Source organism: Klebsiella sp. K-3, assembly GCF_051207495.1.
GTDB lineage: Bacteria > Pseudomonadota > Gammaproteobacteria > Enterobacterales > Enterobacteriaceae > Klebsiella > Klebsiella aerogenes.
In genome coordinates, this window is record NZ_JBPNXF010000008.1 from 18,639 (window position 1) to 37,900 (window position 19,262).

Annotated in this window: 18 protein-coding genes; 14 read left to right on the plus strand and 4 right to left on the minus strand. The window is 54.9% G+C overall.

Going from position 1 to position 19,262, the window contains the following annotated elements:
• Window positions 1-6: 6 nt before the first annotated feature.
• From mreB to tldD, 7 genes are all read left to right on the plus strand, one after another.
• Window positions 7-1,050, plus strand: a complete 1,044-nt coding sequence (mreB, locus tag ACSEMK_RS14170) for a rod shape-determining protein MreB (RefSeq protein WP_002918653.1) — start codon at window positions 7-9, stop codon at window positions 1,048-1,050.
• 70 nt (window positions 1,051-1,120) lie between these two features.
• The gene (mreC, locus tag ACSEMK_RS14175) at window positions 1,121-2,119 is read left to right on the plus strand and encodes a rod shape-determining protein MreC (protein ID WP_015369462.1); all 999 of its coding nucleotides are present in this window, start codon (window positions 1,121-1,123) and stop codon (window positions 2,117-2,119) included.
• Window positions 2,119-2,607, plus strand: a complete 489-nt coding sequence (gene mreD, locus ACSEMK_RS14180; protein ID WP_087859170.1) for a rod shape-determining protein MreD — start codon at window positions 2,119-2,121, stop codon at window positions 2,605-2,607. The genes mreC and mreD overlap by 1 nt, the downstream gene beginning before the upstream one ends.
• An 8-nt stretch (window positions 2,608-2,615) precedes the next feature.
• A complete protein-coding gene (locus tag ACSEMK_RS14185) occupies window positions 2,616-3,197 on the plus strand; it encodes a Maf family protein (RefSeq protein WP_087859171.1) in 582 nt (193 codons plus the stop codon).
• Window positions 3,198-3,199: 2 nt separating this feature from the next.
• Window positions 3,200-4,669 carry a ribonuclease G gene (rng, locus tag ACSEMK_RS14190; protein WP_015369465.1) on the plus strand — a complete coding sequence of 490 codons (1,470 nt, stop codon included), beginning with the start codon at window positions 3,200-3,202 and terminating at the stop codon, window positions 4,667-4,669.
• A gap of 90 nt (window positions 4,670-4,759) precedes the next feature.
• Window positions 4,760-8,557, plus strand: a complete 3,798-nt coding sequence (gene yhdP, locus ACSEMK_RS14195; RefSeq protein ID WP_430915020.1) for an AsmA2 domain-containing protein YhdP — start codon at window positions 4,760-4,762, stop codon at window positions 8,555-8,557.
• Window positions 8,558-8,672: 115 nt separating this feature from the next.
• Window positions 8,673-10,118, plus strand: a complete 1,446-nt coding sequence (tldD, locus tag ACSEMK_RS14200; protein ID WP_015369467.1) for a metalloprotease TldD — start codon at window positions 8,673-8,675, stop codon at window positions 10,116-10,118.
• Window positions 10,119-10,162: 44 nt separating this feature from the next.
• Here the strand turns inward: tldD and aaeR are convergent, their stop codons facing one another.
• The gene (gene aaeR, locus ACSEMK_RS14205) at window positions 10,163-11,092 is read right to left on the minus strand and encodes an HTH-type transcriptional activator AaeR (RefSeq protein ID WP_015703623.1); all 930 of its coding nucleotides are present in this window, start codon (window positions 11,090-11,092) and stop codon (window positions 10,163-10,165) included.
• A gap of 130 nt (window positions 11,093-11,222) precedes the next feature.
• Here aaeR and aaeX point away from each other — a divergent pair, with 130 nt between their 5' ends.
• From aaeX to ACSEMK_RS14225, 4 genes are all read left to right on the plus strand, one after another.
• Complete coding sequence (gene aaeX / locus ACSEMK_RS14210) at window positions 11,223-11,426, plus strand: p-hydroxybenzoic acid efflux pump operon protein AaeX (protein ID WP_002918640.1); 204 nt, start codon at window positions 11,223-11,225, stop codon at window positions 11,424-11,426.
• A 7-nt stretch (window positions 11,427-11,433) separates the two neighbouring features.
• Window positions 11,434-12,366: a p-hydroxybenzoic acid efflux pump subunit AaeA gene (gene aaeA / locus ACSEMK_RS14215; RefSeq protein WP_045397228.1), complete on the plus strand. Its 933-nt coding sequence runs from the start codon at window positions 11,434-11,436 to the stop codon at window positions 12,364-12,366.
• 5 nt (window positions 12,367-12,371) lie between these two features.
• The gene (gene aaeB, locus ACSEMK_RS14220) at window positions 12,372-14,339 is read left to right on the plus strand and encodes a p-hydroxybenzoic acid efflux pump subunit AaeB (RefSeq protein WP_087859173.1); all 1,968 of its coding nucleotides are present in this window, start codon (window positions 12,372-12,374) and stop codon (window positions 14,337-14,339) included.
• An 83-nt stretch (window positions 14,340-14,422) separates the two neighbouring features.
• Entirely contained in the window at window positions 14,423-14,698 is a 276-nt protein-coding gene (locus ACSEMK_RS14225; protein ID WP_087859174.1) for a barstar family protein, read from the plus strand.
• Between the two features lie 49 nt (window positions 14,699-14,747).
• Here ACSEMK_RS14225 and yhcN-B read toward each other — a convergent pair whose 3' ends face one another.
• The 3 genes from yhcN-B to argR form a co-directional block, all read right to left on the minus strand.
• Entirely contained in the window at window positions 14,748-15,014 is a 267-nt protein-coding gene (gene yhcN-B / locus ACSEMK_RS14230) for a DUF1471 family stress response protein YhcN-B (RefSeq protein WP_015369472.1), read from the minus strand.
• A gap of 100 nt (window positions 15,015-15,114) precedes the next feature.
• Window positions 15,115-15,378: a peroxide/acid stress response protein YhcN gene (gene yhcN, locus ACSEMK_RS14235; protein WP_015369473.1), complete on the minus strand. Its 264-nt coding sequence runs from the start codon at window positions 15,376-15,378 to the stop codon at window positions 15,115-15,117.
• Between the two features lie 380 nt (window positions 15,379-15,758).
• Window positions 15,759-16,229 (minus strand): transcriptional regulator ArgR, encoded by a 471-nt coding sequence (gene argR / locus ACSEMK_RS14240; protein ID WP_015369474.1) that lies wholly within the window; start codon window positions 16,227-16,229, stop codon window positions 15,759-15,761.
• Between the two features lie 540 nt (window positions 16,230-16,769).
• Between argR and mdh the strand changes: the two genes are divergently transcribed.
• The 3 genes from mdh to ACSEMK_RS14255 all read left to right on the plus strand — a co-directional run bounded on the left by mdh (window position 16,770) and on the right by ACSEMK_RS14255 (window position 19,122).
• Complete coding sequence (gene mdh, locus ACSEMK_RS14245; protein ID WP_045397222.1) at window positions 16,770-17,708, plus strand: malate dehydrogenase; 939 nt, start codon at window positions 16,770-16,772, stop codon at window positions 17,706-17,708.
• A gap of 132 nt (window positions 17,709-17,840) precedes the next feature.
• Window positions 17,841-18,470 (plus strand): GntR family transcriptional regulator, encoded by a 630-nt coding sequence (locus ACSEMK_RS14250; RefSeq protein WP_213317948.1) that lies wholly within the window; start codon window positions 17,841-17,843, stop codon window positions 18,468-18,470.
• Window positions 18,457-19,122 carry a GntR family transcriptional regulator gene (locus tag ACSEMK_RS14255; protein WP_375156879.1) on the plus strand — a complete coding sequence of 222 codons (666 nt, stop codon included), beginning with the start codon at window positions 18,457-18,459 and terminating at the stop codon, window positions 19,120-19,122. Before ACSEMK_RS14250 ends, ACSEMK_RS14255 begins: the two co-directional genes overlap by 14 nt.
• Window positions 19,123-19,262 lie beyond the last annotated feature (140 nt).

The following is a 19,262-nucleotide window of genomic DNA, read 5'->3' on the forward strand; positions in this document are numbered from 1 at the left end:
CTTAGTATGTTAAAAAAATTTCGTGGCATGTTTTCCAATGACCTGTCCATTGACCTGGGTACCGCGAATACCCTTATTTATGTAAAAGGACAAGGCATCGTATTGAATGAGCCTTCCGTTGTGGCCATTCGTCAGGATCGTGCCGGTTCGCCGAAAAGCGTTGCCGCTGTAGGTCATGAAGCGAAGCAGATGCTGGGCCGTACGCCGGGCAATATCGCGGCGATTCGCCCGATGAAAGACGGCGTTATCGCCGACTTCTTCGTGACTGAAAAGATGCTGCAACACTTTATTAAACAGGTGCATAGCAACAGCTTTATGCGCCCGAGCCCGCGTGTGCTGGTGTGCGTGCCGGTTGGCGCGACTCAGGTTGAGCGTCGTGCTATCCGCGAATCCGCGCAGGGCGCTGGCGCCCGCGAAGTCTTCCTGATCGAAGAGCCGATGGCGGCCGCGATCGGCGCAGGCTTGCCGGTTTCTGAAGCGACCGGTTCTATGGTTGTTGATATCGGCGGCGGTACTACCGAAGTCGCGGTTATCTCCCTGAACGGCGTGGTCTACTCTTCTTCCGTACGTATCGGCGGCGACCGTTTCGATGAAGCCGTGATCAATTACGTGCGTCGTAACTACGGTTCCCTGATCGGCGAAGCGACCGCTGAGCGTATCAAACACGAAATCGGTTCCGCTTACCCGGGTGATGAAGTACGCGAAATCGAAGTGCGCGGCCGTAACCTGGCTGAAGGCGTTCCACGCGGCTTCACCCTGAATTCCAACGAAATCCTCGAAGCGCTGCAGGAGCCGCTGACCGGCATCGTCAGCGCCGTTATGGTCGCGCTGGAACAGTGCCCGCCGGAGCTGGCATCCGATATCTCCGAGCGCGGTATGGTCCTGACCGGCGGCGGCGCGCTGCTGCGTAACCTTGACCGTCTGTTAATGGAAGAGACAGGGATCCCTGTCGTAGTTGCAGAAGATCCACTGACCTGCGTCGCTCGTGGCGGCGGTAAGGCGCTGGAAATGATCGATATGCACGGCGGCGACTTGTTCAGCGAAGAGTAGTCAGCCTGAAGGTCTGGGGCAGCTTAAGGGCTGCCTCTGGTCTTTACTGACACGAGAATACGCATAGCCTATGAAGCCAATTTTTAGCCGTGGCCCGTCGCTACAGATTCGCCTTATTCTGGCGGTTTTGGTGGCGCTTGGCGTCATTATCGCCGACAGCCGCCTGGGTACGTTCAGCCAAATCCGAACGTACATGGATACAGCCGTCAGTCCTTTCTACTTTATCTCAAATGGTCCCCGGGAACTGCTCGACAGCGTATCGCAATCGCTGGCGACCCGCGATCAGCTCGAACTGGAAAACCGCGCGCTGCGTCAGGAACTGCTGCTGAAAAACAGCGATCTGCTGATGCTTGGTCAATACAAACAAGAAAATGCCCGTTTACGTGAGCTGTTAGGCTCGCCGCTGCGTCAGGACGAGCAGAAGATGGTGACTCAGGTTATCTCGACGGTTAACGACCCTTACAGCGATCAGGTCGTTATCGACAAAGGCAGCGTCAATGGCGTATATGAAGGCCAGCCGGTTATTAGCGACAAGGGCGTTGTCGGCCAGGTGGTGGCGGTTGCGAAAATGACCAGCCGCGTGCTGCTTATTTGCGATGCGACCCATGCCTTGCCGATCCAGGTGCTGCGTAACGATATCCGCGTGATTGCCGCCGGCAACGGCTGCACTGATGATTTACAGCTTGAACACCTGCCGGCGAATACCGATATTCGCGTCGGCGATGTGCTGGTGACCTCCGGGCTCGGCGGACGCTTCCCGGAAGGGTATCCGGTTGGGGTGGTCTCCTCGGTACGTCTGGATACTCAACGTGCTTATACGGTAATCCAGGCCCGTCCGACCGCCGGTCTGCAGCGTTTGCGCTATCTGCTGCTGCTGTGGGGCGCCGATCGCAACGGCGCCAACCCGATGACCCCGGAAGAGGTTCACCGCGTTGCCAATGAGCGCCTGATGCAAATGATGCCGCAGGTGCTGCCTGCGCCTGATGCTATGGGGCCGCAGATGCCGGCGCCGGCGACGGGCCTGACGCCGCCGCCGTCCGCGCAACCTCTGCCAGCAGGGGGGCAATAGTGGCAAGTTATCGTAGCCAGGGACGCTGGGTTATCTGGCTCTCGTTTCTTATCGCGCTATTGCTGCAGATTATGCCCTGGCCGCAGGACATCACCGTCTTCCGGCCAAACTGGGTGTTATTGATTCTGCTGTACTGGATCCTCGCGCTGCCGCATCGGGTTAACGTCGGTACCGGCTTTGTTATGGGGGCGGTTCTCGACCTCATCAGCGGTTCGACCCTCGGCGTACGCGCGCTGTCGTTAAGTATTGTTGCCTATCTGGTCGCTTTAAAATATCAGCTGTTCCGTAATCTGGCGCTCTGGCAACAGGCGCTGGTGGTCATGCTGTTGTCTCTTGCCGTTGATATCATTGTTTTCTGGGCAGAGTTTTTAGTGATCAACGTCTCTTTCCGTCCGGAAGTGTTCTGGAGTAGTGTAGTAAACGGTGTGCTCTGGCCGTGGCTATTCCTGCTAATGCGTAAAGTGCGTCAGCAATTTGCGGTTCAATAAAGGTTGATATGACAACTCTGTATCTGGCTTCTGGTTCCCCGCGTCGGCAGGAACTGTTAACTCAGCTTGGTCTCTCTTTCGAACGCCTGGTTCCGGGTATTGAGGAACGGCGCGACCCGCAGGAGAGCGCTGCGCATTACGTTGCGCGTCTGGCGCGTGAAAAAGCGCTGGCTGGCGTTGCTATGGCGCCGCGCGATCTGCCGGTGTTGGGGGCGGATACGATTGTCATTCTTAACGGCGAAGTGCTGGAAAAGCCGCGCGACGCCGGGCACGCCGCAGAAATGCTTCGCATGCTTTCCGGAAAAACCCACCAGGTGATGACCGCGGTGGCGTTGGCGGATAAGCAGCAAACGCTGGATTGCCTGGTGGTGACGGAAGTGACCTTCCGTCTGCTCTCCGAGCAGGATATCGCTACCTACGTAGCCAGCGGCGAACCTTTAGATAAAGCAGGCGCATACGGTATTCAAGGGTTGGGTGGTTGTTTTGTCAGGAAGATAAATGGCAGCTATCACGCCGTAGTCGGCTTACCGCTGGTGGAAACGTATGAGTTGCTGAGTAACTTTAACTCACTGCGTGAAGAAAAGGGATAAAGATGACGGCTGAATTATTAGTTAACGTAACGCCATCCGAGACGCGCGTCGCGTATATCGATGGCGGGATCCTGCAGGAAATTCATATTGAGAGAGAAGCGCGGCGCGGAATCGTAGGCAATATCTACAAAGGTCGTGTCAGTCGTGTGTTGCCTGGAATGCAGGCGGCTTTTGTAGATATTGGCCTGGATAAGGCCGCCTTCCTGCATGCTTCCGATATCATGCCGCACACCGAGTGCGTGGCGGGTGAAGAGCAAAAGCAGTTTACCGTTCGCGATATTTCCGAACTAGTGCGTCAGGGCCAGGACCTGATGGTGCAGGTGGTGAAAGACCCGCTGGGTACCAAAGGCGCGCGTCTAACCACCGACATCACCATACCTTCCCGCTATTTAGTGTTTATGCCGGGCGCTTCGCACGTCGGCGTATCGCAGAGAATTGAAAGCGAGGCCGAGCGCGAACGTCTGAAAAGCGTGGTCACCGAATATTGCGACGAGCAGGGCGGGTTTATTATTCGCACCGCGGCGGAAGGCGTGCATGAGCAAGAGATGGCGGCGGATGCGGCCTACCTCAAGCGCGTCTGGACCAAAGTGATGGAACGCAAAAAGCGTAACCAGACCCGCTATCAGATGTACGGCGAGCTGGCGCTGGCCCAGCGCGTGCTGCGCGATTTCGCCGATGCTCAGCTTGACCGCATTCGCGTGGATTCGCGCCTGACCTACGAGGCGCTGCTGGAGTTCACCGCGGAATACATCCCGGAAATGACCAGCAAGCTGGAACATTACAGCGGCCGCCAGCCGATTTTCGATCTCTTTGACGTTGAGAACGAAATCCAGCGCGCGCTGGAGCGTAAAGTCGAGCTGAAATCAGGCGGCTATCTGATCATCGATCAGACCGAAGCGATGACCACCATCGATATCAACACCGGGGCGTTTGTTGGCCACCGCAATCTCGACGACACTATCTTCAATACCAATATTGAAGCCACGCAGGCTATCGCGCGCCAGCTGCGTCTGCGTAATCTGGGCGGCATTATCATCATTGATTTTATCGATATGAATAATGAAGATCATCGTCGTCGGGTACTGCATTCCCTGGAGCAGGCGCTGAGTAAAGACCGGGTGAAAACCAGCATTAACGGCTTCTCGCAGCTGGGGCTGGTCGAGATGACCCGTAAACGCACCCGTGAAAGCGTGGAACATGTGCTGTGTAACGAGTGTCCTACCTGTCATGGGCGCGGTACGGTAAAGTCGGTCGAAACGGTCTGTTATGAGATCATGCGCGAAATAGTCCGCGTGCATCATGCGTATGACTCAGACCGCTTCCTGGTCTATGCTTCACCTGCCGTCGCGGAAGCTCTGAAAGGGGAAGAGTCCCACGCGCTGGCGGAAGTTGAAATCTTTGTCGGCAAGCAGGTCAAAGTACAAATTGAGCCGCTCTATAATCAAGAGCAGTTCGATGTGGTAATGATGTAATCATTCAGCCTGTCGCTCCCGATGGCGTCGGGGGTGGGTAAACAGGCGGGCTGAAGGATAAAGCGTAACAGGCTGACAAGGAGAGATGCGTTGAGGCGATGGCCCGGGATATTACTGCTCACCGTGGCAACCGTGGTGGTGATTGTTGCGCTGCTGGTGAGTGGCCTGCGTCTGGCATTGCCGCAGCTAAATAACTGGCGTCCCCAACTGCTGGAGAAAATTACCGCGGTATCCGGGGTCGCGGTTGATGCCTCGCAGATCAACGCCAACTGGGAAAACTTCGGCCCGACGCTGGACGTTCGCGATATTAAAGCCACCTTGAAAGACGGTGGCGAAATGACGATCAAACGGGTTACCCTTGCGCTCGACGTCTGGCAAAGCCTGCTACATATGCGCTGGCAGTTCCGCGACCTGACCTTTTGGCAGCTGCAAATTCACACCAATACGCCCATCCAGACTAACGACGACGGCGCAAGTCTGAAGACCGATCGCATCAGCGATCTGTTCCTGCGTCAGTTTGACCACTTTATTCTCCGTGATAGCCATTTGAGCTTCCTGACGATTTCCGGTCAGCGTGCTGAACTGGCGATCCCACAGTTGACCTGGCTTAACGGTAAAAACCGCCACCGCGCCGAGGGGCAACTGAGCCTTTCGAGTCTCACCGGCCAGCACGGCGTCATGCAGGTGCGGATGGATTTACGTGACGAGAACGGCCTGCTCAACAAGGGGCGCCTCTGGTTACAGGCCGATGACATCGACGTTAAACCCTGGCTCGGACGCTGGATGCAGGACAACATAGCCCTGCAGAGCGCGCGCTTTAGTCTCGAAGGCTGGATGACTATCGATAAAGGCGATGTCGCTAGCGGTGATGTATGGCTGAAAAAAGGCGGCGCCAGCTGGCAGGGTGATAAACATCTGCATAAGCTGTCGGTGGATAACCTGACGGCGCATATCACACGCGAAAATCAAAGCTGGGCATTTCATATCCCCGACACGCGGATCTCGATAGACGGCAAGGCCTGGCCGCGCGGCGCGCTGGCGATGGCGTGGATCCCGGCGCAGGAAGTGGGTGGTAATAACAATCAGCGCAGCGATGAACTGCGCATCCGCGCCAGCAATCTCGATCTTGGCGGCCTGACCGGTCTGCAACCGATGGCCGATAAGCTGGCGCCGAGCTTCGGCGAAGTCTGGCGAACCACCCAGCCGAGCGGAAAAATTAACCTGTTGGCGTTAGATATCCCGCTGCAGGCAACGGAGAAGACCCGTTTCCAGGCTGACTGGAGCGATCTGGCGTGGAAGCAGTGGAAGCTGTTGCCGGGGGCCGAGCACTTTTCCGGCAGCCTGAGCGGCAGCGTGGAAAACGGCGAACTGCGCGCGCATATGACCCAGGCGAAAATGCCTTATGAAACGGTCTTTCGCGCGCCGCTGGAGATAGCCCAGGGCGATGCGACCCTGAGCTGGGAGAAGAACAGCAAGGGCTTTATGCTGGATGGCCGCGATATCGACGTGCAGGCAACCGGCGTTCGCGCGCGCGGCGGCTTCCGCTATCTGCAGCCGGAAGGCGATGAGCCGTGGTTAGGCATCCTGGCGGGCATCAGCACTAACGACGGCGGCCAGGCGTGGCGTTATTTCCCGGAAAACCTGATGGGCAAAGCGCTGGTGGATTACCTGAGCGGCGCAATTAAGGGCGGGCAGGCCAGCAATGCTACCCTGGTTTACGGCGGCAACCCGCATCTGTTCCCTTATGAGCATAACGAAGGCCAATTCCAGGTCTCGGTACCGCTGAAGAACGCGACCTTCGCCTTCCAGCCGGACTGGCCGGCGCTGACCGGCCTGGATATCAACCTTAACTTCGTCAATAACGGCCTGTGGATGAAGGCGGATAAAGCGATGCTGGGCAACGTCACCGCCAGCAACCTTGACGCGGTGATCCCTGACTATTCCCATGAAAAACTGTTTATCGATGCCGATGTTAACGGTCCAGGCAAAGAGGTTGGCCCTTATTTCAAACAGACCCCGCTGAAGGACACGCTCGGCTCGGCGCTGGATGAACTACAGCTTGATGGTAATGTGAGCGCTCGCTTACATCTTGCTATCCCGCTCGATGGCGAGATGACCACCGCCAAAGGCGATGTGCGGCTGAAAAATAACGATCTGTTTATCAAGCCGATTGACGCGACGCTGAAGAATCTCAATGGTCAGTTCAGCTTTGAGAACGGAGATTTAAAAAGCGGGCCGCTAAGCGCGACCTGGTTTAATCAACCGCTGAACCTCAATTTCACCACTACTGAAGGGGCGAAAGCCTTCCTCGTTGACGTCGGTATGAACGCTAACTGGCAGCCGACGCGTACCGGCCTGCTGCCGAAAGCGGTCAATGATGAACTCAGCGGCAGCGTCCCCTGGGATGGCAAAGTGGCCATTGAGTTACCGTATCGCGGTAGCGCGAGCTACAAAGTCGATATCAACGGCGATCTGAGAAATGTGAGTAGTCACTTACCTGCGCCGGTGAATAAATCGGCGGGCGAACCGTTGCCGGTGAAAATCAACGTGACCGGCGGCTTAAACAGCTTCGATCTGACCGGCAATATCGGCAGCAAGAACCACGTCAATAGCCGCTGGCTGCTGAATAATAAGCTGACGCTCGACCGGGCGATTTTGACCTCCGACAGCAAAGCGATTCCTTCGCTGCCTGAAGCATCAGGCGTCGAGCTGAACATGCCGGCGATGGATGGCGCGCAATGGCTGGCGTTGTTCCAGCAAGGCGCCGTCAACGAAGTGAGCAGTAATATGGCCTTCCCGGAGCGCGTGACGCTTCGTACACCGTCGCTGGCCTTCGCCGGACAGAACTGGAATAACGTCAGTCTGGTTTCCCAGCCTGACGGTAGCGGCTCGAAGGTGGAGGCGCAGGGGCGTGAAATCAACGCCACGTTGACGATGCATAAGAACGCGCCCTGGCTGGCGGCCATTCGCTATCTCTATTACAACCCTTCCAGCGATAACAACGGCACGGTGAAAAAAGAGAGCGGCCCGCTGGCTGATACGCGTCTGGATTTCCGCGGCTGGCCTGATTTACAGCTGCGCTGTAAAGAGTGCTGGCTGTGGGGGCAAAAGTATGGGCGAATCGACGGTGACTTCAATATCAAGGGCGATACGCTAACCCTCAGCAATGGCCTGGTGGATACCGGCTTTGGCCGCCTCACTACCGATGGCGTCTGGGTGAATGCGCCCGGCGGCGTGCGTACCTCGCTGAAAGGCAAGCTGCACGGTAATAAAACGGACGACTTCGTGAACTTCTTCGGTGTTTCGACGCCGGTGAAAGGGTCGTCGTTTGATGTCGATTACGATCTGCACTGGCGCGCGCCGCCATGGCAGCCTGATGTCGCTTCGCTGAACGGGATCCTCAAAAGCCGCCTCGGCAAAGGCGAGTTTACTGACCTGAGCACTGGTCATGCCGGTCAGCTGTTAAGGCTATTGAGCGTTGATGCGCTGCTGCGTAAGCTACGCTTCGATTTCAGCGACACCTTCCAGGAAGGGTTCTGGTTCGATTCAATTCGCAGTACGGCGTGGATTAAAGACGGCGTGCTGAATACGGATGATACGCTGGTGGATGGGCTTGAAGCCGACATCGCGATGAAAGGTTCGGTCGATCTGGTGCGCCGTCGTTTAGATTTACAAGCGGTGGTGGCGCCGGAAATTTCGGCAACCGTGGGCGTAGCGGCGGCATTCGCCGTCAACCCGATTGTCGGCGCGGCGGTGTTTGCCGCCAGCAAGGTGCTTGGGCCGCTGTGGAACAAAGTATCGATTCTGCGCTATCGCATTACGGGTCCAATCGATCAGCCGGAAATCAATGAAGTGCTGCGCCAGGCGCGCAGCAACAAAAAGCAATGATTTGACGAGTACGGGGAATTATCGCACTCTCATATAGAGAGTATTTTCTCCCCGTCATCTTTTTCGCCGCATGGCATTTCCCTGTGTCAGGCGGCAACAAACGAGTAGCGTAACGATGAGTTTGAACCTGGTAAGTGAACAATTACTGTCGGCAAATGGCCTGAACCATCAGGACCTGTTTGCCATTCTTGGCCAACTGGCTGAGCGCCGTCTCGATTACGGCGATCTTTATTTTCAGTCGAGCTATCACGAATCCTGGGTTCTGGAAGACAGCATCATCAAAGATGGGTCGTACAATATTGACCAGGGCGTAGGCGTCCGGGCGGTAAGCGGCGAAAAAACCGGTTTTGCCTATGCGGACCAAATCAGCAAACTGGCGCTTGAGCAGAGTGCCCAGGCGGCGCGTACTATCGTCCGCGACCATGGCGACGGCAAAGTGCAGACGCTCGGCGCGGTGGAATACAGCTCTCTCTATACCAGCGTCGATCCGCTGCAGAGCATGAGCCGCGAAGAGAAACTGGATATCCTGCGCCGCGTTGATAAGGTGGCGCGTGCCGCCGATAAGCGCGTGCAGGAAGTTTCCGCCAGCCTGAGCGGCGTCTACGAGCTTATCCTGGTGGCGGCAACGGACGGAACGCTGGCCGCTGATGTTCGTCCTCTGGTTCGTCTCTCCGTGAGCGTGCTGGTGGAAGAAGACGGCAAACGCGAGCGCGGCGCCAGCGGCGGCGGCGGACGGTTTGGCTATGATTATTTCCTCGCGCCGCTGGATGGCGACGTACGGGCGGATGTCTGGGCGCGTGAAGCGGTACGTATGGCATTAGTCAATCTGTCCGCGGTTGCCGCGCCAGCCGGAATGCTGCCGGTGGTGCTTGGCGCGGGCTGGCCTGGCGTGCTGCTGCATGAAGCCGTCGGCCACGGCCTGGAAGGTGACTTTAACCGTCGCGGCACCTCGGTCTTCAGCGGTCACATGGGCGAATTAGTCGCCTCTGAACTGTGCACCGTCGTGGATGACGGCACCATGGCCGATCGCCGTGGTTCGGTCGCGATTGATGACGAAGGTACGCCGGGTCAATACAACGTGCTTATCGAAAACGGCGTCCTGAAAGGTTATATGCAGGATAAGCTCAACGCGCGTTTAATGGGCGTTGCGCCGACCGGTAATGGTCGCCGTGAATCCTATGCGCATCTGCCGATGCCGCGGATGACCAACACCTATATGCTGGCCGGTAAGTCGACGCCGCAGGAGATTATCGAATCGGTCGATTACGGTATCTATGCGCCGAACTTCGGCGGCGGCCAGGTGGATATTACCTCCGGTAAATTTGTCTTCTCGACCTCGGAAGCTTATCTGATTGAAAAAGGCAAAGTGACTAAAGCAGTCAAAGGCGCGACGCTAATCGGTTCCGGTATCGAAGCGATGCAGCAGATTTCTATGGTCGGTAACGACCTGAAGCTGGATAGCGGCGTTGGCGTGTGCGGTAAAGAAGGGCAGAGCGTACCGGTCGGCGTCGGCCAGCCGACGCTGAAAGTCGACAACCTTACCGTTGGCGGCACCGCCTGATAACGGCTGGTCCCGGCGGCGCGAAGCCGCTGCCGGGAAGTCAATTAACGGGTCATCCCGCGCCCGTGCATTCCCTGATAAATCTTCGCCACTTCGACGAAATAATCCGTCAGATAGTTAATACACACCTGCACCTTCAGCGGCAGTTTGTCTTTTTCGGTATACAGCGCATAGACCGGTCGCGGATCCGATTGATAGCTCGGCAGCAGGATCTCCAGTTCGCCGCGGTTGATCTCGTCGATCGCCCACATCAGCGGAACGTAGGCCACGCCAACGCCGGCAGTCAGCCAGCGGATCAGCGTCATCGGGTCGTTGGTGACAAAGCGTCCTTGTGGGATCAGGCGTGTTGAGATCCCCTCCGGGGCGATAATTTCGAACTCATTATCTGGCCGTACGCTATATTCCAGCCACGAATGGCTGGCAAGATCCGCCGGTTTTTCCGGGCATCCCGCGTGCTGGAGATAGCTTTTCGCCGCGCAGAGCACCATTGGCATCGAGCCCAGCCGCCGCGAGAAGAGGCTGGAATCCTGCAACGCGCCGACGCGTATCACCACGTCGAGGCCGTCGGCAATCAGGTCCGGGGCGGGGATGCCGGTCACCAGATTAATCGATAAACCCGGATATTCTTTGAGCATTTCGGCGGTTATGCGCGCCAGCACATTCTGTGCCATAGTTGAAGAGCTACCGATGCGCAGCGTGCCGATAGGGGTATTGTTGAAGGCATACAGCTGTTCATGGACGTCCTGCGCTTCAAAGAGCATTCTTCGGCAGCCCTGGTAATAAATTTTACCCGCTTCTGTTAAGCCCAGGCTGCGGGTGCTGCGGTTGAGCAGCTTTACCTGTAGCTCGTCTTCCAGTTTAGCAACGGTCTGGCTGATAGATGAAACGCTCATCTGGAGCTGGCGTGCGGCGGCGGTGAAAGAGCCCAGCTCAACCACTTTGGCGAACACCGACATACGTTTTAGTCGTTCCATTATTCACTCTGGCTTAAAAGTGATTTAGATCACATATTATAGATAAGGCTGCAATTGTTACGTTAATATATAGTTAGCTACATAATAAACGCATCACGCTACCACCTGTACGCTTCTTATCAAGGTCATCATGAGTCTGTTTCCTGTCATAGTGATTTTCGGCCTATCGTTTCCGCCGATCTTCTTTGAGCTGCTATTGTCGCTAGCCATCTTCTGGCTGGTGCACCGTTTGCTGGTTCCGACCGGTATTTATGATTTTGTCTGGCACCCTGCACTGTTTAATACTGCGCTGTATTGCTGTCTGTTTTATCTGATATCGCGCTTGTTCGTTTGAGGTCGATGTGAAAACACTAACAAGAAATATCCTGCGTACTGCCATCACTGTGATACTGGTTATTCTGGCGTTTATCGCTATTTTTCGCGCATGGGTGTACTACACCGCGTCGCCGTGGACGCGCGATGCGCGCTTTAGCGCCGATATCGTCGCCATCGCGCCGGACGTGTCGGGGCTTATTTCGCAGGTGAATGTCAAGGATAACCAACTGGTTAAGAAAGACCAGGTATTGTTCGTTATTGACCAACCTCGTTACCAAAAAGCGCTGGCGGAGGCGGAAGCCGACGTCTCCTATTACCAGACGCTGGCTCAGGAAAAACGCGTGGAAGCCGGGCGCCGTAACAGGCTCGGCGTGCAGGCCATGTCGCGCGAAGAGATTGACCAGGCCAACAACGTGCTGCAAACCGTTGAGCATCAGCTGGCGAAAGCGGTGGCCAGCCGCGATTTAGCCAAACTGGATCTTGAACGTACGGTGATTCGTGCGCCAGCCGATGGCTGGGTGACCAACCTGAACGTCTACTCCGGCGAATTCATTACCCGCGGTTCGACCGCGGTCGCTTTGGTTAAACAAAATACCTTCTACGTGATGGCCTATCTGGAAGAGACCAAACTGGAAGGCGTGCGTCCGGGCTATCGTGCCGAAATCACTCCGCTCGGCAGTAGTAAGGTGATAAAAGGTACCGTTGACAGCGTTGCCGCGGGCGTGACTAACGCCAGCAGCAGCAGCGATGCGAAAGGCATGGCTTCCGTTGACTCCAACCTTGAGTGGGTACGTCTGGCGCAGCGCGTGCCGGTACGTATCCGTCTTGACCAGCAGCAGGGCAACCTCTGGCCGTCGGGCACCACCGCGACCGTTGTCATTACCGGTAAAGAAGATCGCGACGCCAGCCAGGCCAACTTCTTCCAGAAAGTCGCCATGCGCTTGCGTGAGTTTGGTTAATCGCCATGGGGACCTATACCATTGCTCCCCGGCATCTCCGCTTTGCCATTAAGCTTGCATGCGCGGTGGTGCTGGCGCTGTTCGTCGGCTTTCATTTTCAGCTTGAGACGCCGCGCTGGGCCGTACTGACCGCGGCTATCGTGACCGCCGGTCCGGCATTTGCCGCCGGCGGAGAGCCCTATTCCGGGGCGATTCGCTACCGCGGGATGCTGCGTATTGCCGGGACGTTTATCGGCTGTATTGCCGCACTGGCGATCATTATCCTCATGATCCGCGCGCCGCTATTGATGATGCTGGTTTGCTGTCTCTGGGCTGGTTTCTGCACCTGGATCTCCTCGCTGGTGAAGGTGGAAAACTCCTACGCCTGGGGGCTGGCGGGTTACACGGCGCTGATTATCATCATCACCATTCATACTGACCCGATGCTGGCGCCGCAGTTTGCCGTCGAGCGCTGCAGCGAAATCGTCATCGGGATCGTCAGCGCCATCGTCGCTGACCTGCTATTTTCCCCGCGCTCCATCAAAAAAGAGATCGACCTCGAACTGGATAACCTGCTGCTGGATCAGTATCGCCTGATGCAGCTTTGTGTCGCCCATGGCGATAGCGAGGTGGTGGACAAAGCCTGGGGAGCGCTGGTGCGCCGTACTGCCGCACTGGAAGGAATGCGCGGCAATCTGATCATGGAATCTTCGCGCTGGTCGAAGGTAAACCAGCGGCTAAAGGCGATCAACACGCTATCGCTGACGCTGATTACTCAGGCCTGCGAAACCTATCTGATCCAGAACTCACGCCCGGAGATGGTGACTGACGACTACCGCGAGCTGTTCGCTGAGCCAGTGGAAACGGTACAGGATGTGCATCAACAGCTTAAGCGTATGCGCCGCTTCCTGACCTGGAAAGGTGAACACAATACGCCGGTCACTATTTATAGCTGGGTCGGCGCGGCGACGCGTTACCTGCTGCTCAAGCGCGGCGTGGTTGGCAACACCAAAATCAGCCGTATTGAAGATGAAGTTCTACGCGGCGAGACGGTGGTGAAGGTTGAGTCCGCCGAGCGTCACCACGCGATGGTTAACTTCTGGCGAACCTCCATTTCCTGTATTCTCGGCACCCTGTTCTGGCTATGGACCGGCTGGACATCCGGTAGCGGGGCGATGGTTATGATTGCCGTGGTGACCGCGCTGGCGATGCGCCTGCCTAACCCGCGAATGGTGGCCTTAGACTTCCTCTATGGCACCCTTGCCGCTTTACCGCTCGGCGCGCTGTTCTTCCTTGTCGTCATGCCTGCGACGCAGCAGAGTATGCTGCTATTGTGTATCAGCCTTGCCGCGATGGCGTTCTTTATCGGTATTGAGGTACAAAAGCGGCGGCTCGGATCGCTGGGAGCCCTGGCGAGCACCATCAATATTCTGGTGCTGGATAACCCGATGCAGTTCCAGTTTAGCCAGTTCCTCGATAGCGCTCTGGGGCAGATTGTCGGCTGTTTCCTCGCGCTGATGGTGATTCTGTTAGTGCGTGATAACTCGCAGGCCCGCACCGGACGGGTGTTATTGAACCAGTTCGTCTCGGCGGCGGTCTCTTCGCTCACCACGAATAGCGCCCGGCGTAAAGAGAACCATTTGCCGGCGCTGTATCAACAGCTGTTTTTACTGCTGAATAAGTTTCCCGGCGATATCGCCCGCTTCCGGCTGGCGCTGACGCTGATTATCGCGCACCAGCGTCTACGCGATGCCCCGGTGCCGGTAAACGAGGATCTGTCGGCCTTCCACCGCCAGCTGCGGCGAACCGCCGATCACGTTATCTCCGCCGGTAGCGACGATAAGCGCCGTCGTTACTTTACCCGCTTGCTGGAAGAGCTTGATGTTTATCAGGAAAAACTCCTTCACTGGCAGGCGTCGCCCCAGGTCACTGAGCCGGTACGACGACTGGTCGATATGCTGAAAAAATATCAGCACGTATTTACCAATAGCTAACCTGCAAACCGACGCCCGGCGTCGGTTTTTTTATCGCTATACTTATTTGGTGTAGAGGGACAGAGCTTAAGGGGCGCCGGGCAATGACTGTTTATACCTTTGATTTTGATGAAATAGCTGAGCAACAGGATTTCTATCGTGAGTTTTCCCGCGCCTTCGCGTTACCGGATAAGCAGGTGGATAACCTTGACGCGCTGTGGAGCGCGGTGACGGGAGGGCGCTTACCGTTCCCGCTGGAGATTGAATTTGTCCATCTGGATGAAAAACAGCGTCGTCGCTTTGGTGCGTTAATTTTGCTGTTCGATGAAGCGGAAGAGGAGCTGGAAGGGCTACTACGTTTTAATGCCCGTTGGGCATAAAAAAGCCCCCGGCAGGCGGGGGCAAGTCGTCGGATAAGACGACGAGGGTTTATTTGTACAACTCAGCAGTCGCGTGCCAGCTGTCGCCGGTACGAGCTTCAATAATGCGGTAGCTGCTGGCGCCTTCTTTCTCGGCTTTAGCCGCCAGTTCCTGGCGCATATCCATTGGCGCGCTACCTACTTGCGATACAGAGATAGTGCCCATTGGTTGCAGGTTTTGTGCTTGATCGGCGTTCACTTGCTGTACGGCTGCGCTTGCGCCGAAAGAGAGAACAGATGCCAGACCCAGGGATGCGATGATAATTGCGCTTTTCATAATCTTGACTCCAACCTTATGTGCAGCGGCGGGAGATTTCGTATGAACCCAGGCCGCTGAAGAGATACTGTTTCAGTTAATGACCGACAATCGTTAAAGCTTATTTATAAAGTTCAGCAGTGGCGTGCCAATGGTCGCCGGTGCGAGCTTCGATAATGCGATAAGAAGAAGCACCTTCTTCTTGTGCTTTTTTGTTCAGCATTTCATGCATATCCATCGGGGAAGAACCTACCGCGCCGATAGATACGGTGCCCAGTGACTGGCGGCTTTCCGCTTGAGTGCTGTTGATTGAATCAGCGGCGAAAGCGCCAAAGGACAGTACGGATAGCATGCTGAGTGCGGCTACAGTGGTTTTGATTTTCATGATGTTCACCTCGTCGAATTTTATTATTAGGGGGCTTTGTTTCGTGACCCTCATCACAAAATCAAGTATACACTAATCACCAAAAATATTAATACCATGCTAATTGTTTTCAGTGTAAATAATTTCCAAGAAATGTCGTTTTTATAACGTATAAGAATTAGAAATGTTATTCATGGGGTGAATGTCATGATTATTTATATTTAAATCAAATAGATATTGCGCTTTGATCTTTTGTGCGCTTTAGCCGTTATCATTCGGTAAAGGAATGTATAGAGGTGGAAAACCACACTAAATGTTAAAAAAATGCTGCTTTATTTGAAGGTTTGGGGAATAGCATTTTGCGGGGAAGAACCCTCTGGCAGGAACCAGAGGGGGAGCGCTTAGAGTTCCTGTTCGAACAGGACCAGAATCGCGTCGTAGAGATCTTTAACGGAAAAACCGCGGGCAGGGGTGGTAAAGATAGTGTCATCACCCGCGATACTACCCAGAATACCTTCGGCTTTGCCTAAGGAATCCAGCAGGCGTGCGATCAGCTGCGCCGCGCCGGGGCTGGTGTGGATCACTACCACTGCATCGTTATAATCGATGTCCAGCACCAGGTTTTTCAGCGGGCTGGAGGTCGTCGGCACGCCGAGTTCGGCAGGCAAACAGTAGACCATTTCCATTTTGGCGTTACGCGTGCGAACGGCGCCAAACTTTGTCAGCATGCGGGAAACTTTCGATTGGTTGATGTTCTCGAAACCTTCTTCCTGCAGCGCCTGAACGATTTCGCCTTGCGAGCTGAATTTTTCTTCTTTAAGCAGCGATTTAAACGCTTTAACCAGTTCTTCTTGTTTTGCCGAACTACGCATAAGTCACCCAGATTATGGTGGTAAAAACAACATCATTATGCATACAAGTGCATTTTTATGCAAATAATCCGCAAAGGAATAGCGTAAATAATGTTATGAAAGGCGCATATTTTAGCAAATAACCCTGATGAGGAACATGCCTGCATCACAGCGGGTAAATTGCTGTAAAAGTGAAATAAATGTTATGAAATTGATATTGTTTTGCCGAGCGAGCTGGGTGTATTGTAACCAATAGTCGATCCGGTACTACGGCTTTGCTGGATGGCCAGTCTCAGGAAGAAAAATGCGAATTTGCTGCATCATTGCGCGTACCCCGCATTCTTCAGCCATAATTATTGTAATTGTTCATCTTGTGAATTAAGGTCCAGGCGACGGAATAACGAAAGACTATACCCGTCATACTTCGAGCTGCATGGGCGTTGGCTGCAATCGTTCACCCCAGTCACTTACTTCAGTAAGCTCCTGGGGATTCACTCTCTTGCCGCCTTCCTGCAACTCGAATTATTTAGGGTGTAAATTAACCATAATAAGGAGTTTAGGATGAAAGTTGCAGTCCTCGGCGCCGCTGGTGGAATCGGCCAGGCGCTTGCCCTACTACTTAAGACCCAACTGCCTTCAGGTTCAGAGCTCTCGTTGTACGACATCGCTCCGGTTACGCCGGGCGTGGCGGTAGATCTAAGTCATATTCCCACAGATGTAAAAATCAAAGGTTTCTCCGGTGAAGATGCCACCCCGGCGCTGGAAGGCGCTGATGTGGTGCTGATTTCCGCCGGCGTCGCGCGTAAGCCCGGCATGGATCGCTCCGACTTATTTAATGTTAATGCCGGTATCGTTAAAAACCTGGTGCAGCAGATTGCGAAAACCTGTCCGCAGGCCTGCATCGGTATTATCACCAACCCGGTAAATACCACCGTCGCTATCGCCGCCGAAGTGCTGAAAAAAGCCGGCGTGTACGATAAAAACAAACTGTTTGGCGTTACCACCCTCGATATCATTCGTTCTAATACTTTTGTCGCCGAGCTTAAAGGCAAGTCGGCCACCGAGGTTGAAGTTCCGGTCATTGGCGGCCACTCTGGCGTCACTATCCTGCCTTTATTGTCGCAGATTTCTGGCGTCAGCTTTAGCGAGCAGGAAGTCGCGGATCTCACTAAACGTATTCAAAACGCCGGGACGGAAGTCGTGGAAGCGAAAGCGGGCGGCGGGTCGGCAACGCTCTCGATGGGCCAGGCCGCTGCGCGTTTCGGGCTCTCACTGGTGCGTGCCATGCAGGGTGAAAAAGGCGTGGTTGAATGTGCCTACGTCGAAGGCGACGGCCAGTATGCCCGTTTCTTCTCGCAGCCGCTGCTGTTGGGCAAAAATGGCGTGGAAGAGCGCCAGTCCATCGGCAAACTCAGCGCTTTTGAACAACAGGCGCTGGAAGGCATGCTGGATACGCTGAAGAAAGATATCGCCCTCGGCGAAGATTTCGTCAACAAGTAACGTCTCGTTAGCAGAAAAGCCGGAACCGTCGTTCCGGCTTTTTTATCACCTCATCTCCCTGGCGAATGCGCCGCCTGGCGGCTAAATCTGCTAAAATCCCCCGCGTCTTAAGCCCCAAGCAATGAGGACGTTGTGAAAAAGATCGACAGAAAGCAGACCAGGGACCACATTACGCAAATTATTCGCTATCAAATTCTTTCCGGAGCGATGAAAGCGGGAGATGAGCTGGCGCAGGAGAGTATTGCCGAGCAGCTAGGGCTTTCACGTATGCCGGTTAGAGAAGCGTTGCAGTCTCTTGAACAAGAGGGGTTTCTGGTGCGCTTGCCTAACCGTCATATGCAGGTATCAAAGCTGGTGCCCGATGATGTTAGCCATATTTTTCGCGTGATAGCGGTGATGGCTGCCGAATTGTTCACTCTCGTGCCGACAAACCAGGGGGAATTGCTGCTCGGGCGCGCGCAGGCCCTGGCGCAGCCTGGCGACAAAACTCGCGAACTGGATTTTCATCAGTTACTGATTTCCTATCTTGATAACCGTTATCTGGCGAAGGCATATCAGCAATTTTTGGATGGATATATTTCTTATGTCATTCTGTATCTGAAAGACGATAGCCAGGAATCGGCACTGATACTACATGAACTGGCTGGAGCCATTAGCCGCGGCGATGCGGGCAATATTGCTCAGGCAACACAGCGTTATTTCCTCATGCTTGCGGAAATTATGCGTCAACATATGAAGGATTGGGAAAGTGCAGAAGCCTAAATTAGGGAAAATTAAGCTTCTTTCGGCGAAAGAGCAGGTCGCGGCGGTATTACGCAAAGCGATTCTTTCGCGGGATTTAGTGGAAGGGCAGGAGATAACTCTCGAAGGCATTGCCCGCATGGTTGGGGTTTCCAGCATGCCGGTGCGCGAAGCGTTTCAGATTTTAGCCGCCGATGGCCTGATTAAAGTCCGCCCCAATAAAGGGGCGGTGGTGTTAGGGATCAACGAGCAGACGATTCGCGAGCATTATGAAATTCGCGCGCTGCTGGAAAGTGAGGCGGTGGCGAAGGCATCTCGTCCCGGCACGGATATTTCGCGCATTGCCCAGGTACACTACTCAGCAGAAAAAGCGCTGGCCGATAATAACTTCACTGAATATTCCGACCTGAATCAGGCTTTCCATATGGAGATCTGGAACGCCGCGGGCAACGAAAAAATGAAGATGCTGCTCTGCAACATGTGGAACGGACTGTCGATGGGGCACAAGGTCACCGAAGCGGAGTATGCGGCTATCTCGATACAGGAACATAAAGAGATTTTACAGGCACTTGAACAGCATAATGAAGAGCTGGCGCGTCAGCGCATGCGCGAGCATATTATTCGCTCAATGGAAAATATGCTCACGCGATACCTTCCCGAAACCTCTATATAACGCTAAAGCCTGCTGTTTTAGTCGCATTCATCAACGCTATTAATCATCTCTTGTGACGATCTGCAGAGGATCTTGATGCAGATCGCACTGCGCGATCTTTGTTTAAAAACGCATTGACTTACTTTTTGCATGGGCATAAT

Bases quoted from the DNA above. Each gene is read 5' to 3' on its own strand.
- mreB (WP_002918653.1), top strand. From the start codon at position 7: ATGTTAAAAAAATTTCGTGGCATGTTTTCCAATGACCTGTCCATTGAC.
- mreC (WP_015369462.1), top strand. From the start codon at position 1,121: ATGAAGCCAATTTTTAGCCGTGGCCCGTCGCTACAGATTCGCCTTATT.
- ACSEMK_RS14185 (WP_087859171.1), top strand. From the start codon at position 2,616: ATGACAACTCTGTATCTGGCTTCTGGTTCCCCGCGTCGGCAGGAACTG.
- rng (WP_015369465.1), top strand. From the start codon at position 3,200: ATGACGGCTGAATTATTAGTTAACGTAACGCCATCCGAGACGCGCGTC.
- tldD (WP_015369467.1), top strand. From the start codon at position 8,673: ATGAGTTTGAACCTGGTAAGTGAACAATTACTGTCGGCAAATGGCCTG.
- aaeR (WP_015703623.1), bottom strand. From the start codon at position 11,092: ATGGAACGACTAAAACGTATGTCGGTGTTCGCCAAAGTGGTTGAGCTG.
- aaeX (WP_002918640.1), top strand. From the start codon at position 11,223: ATGAGTCTGTTTCCTGTCATAGTGATTTTCGGCCTATCGTTTCCGCCG.
- aaeB (WP_087859173.1), top strand. From the start codon at position 12,372: ATGGGGACCTATACCATTGCTCCCCGGCATCTCCGCTTTGCCATTAAG.
- ACSEMK_RS14225 (WP_087859174.1), top strand. From the start codon at position 14,423: ATGACTGTTTATACCTTTGATTTTGATGAAATAGCTGAGCAACAGGAT.
- yhcN-B (WP_015369472.1), bottom strand. From the start codon at position 15,014: ATGAAAAGCGCAATTATCATCGCATCCCTGGGTCTGGCATCTGTTCTC.
- yhcN (WP_015369473.1), bottom strand. From the start codon at position 15,378: ATGAAAATCAAAACCACTGTAGCCGCACTCAGCATGCTATCCGTACTG.
- argR (WP_015369474.1), bottom strand. From the start codon at position 16,229: ATGCGTAGTTCGGCAAAACAAGAAGAACTGGTTAAAGCGTTTAAATCG.
- mdh (WP_045397222.1), top strand. From the start codon at position 16,770: ATGAAAGTTGCAGTCCTCGGCGCCGCTGGTGGAATCGGCCAGGCGCTT.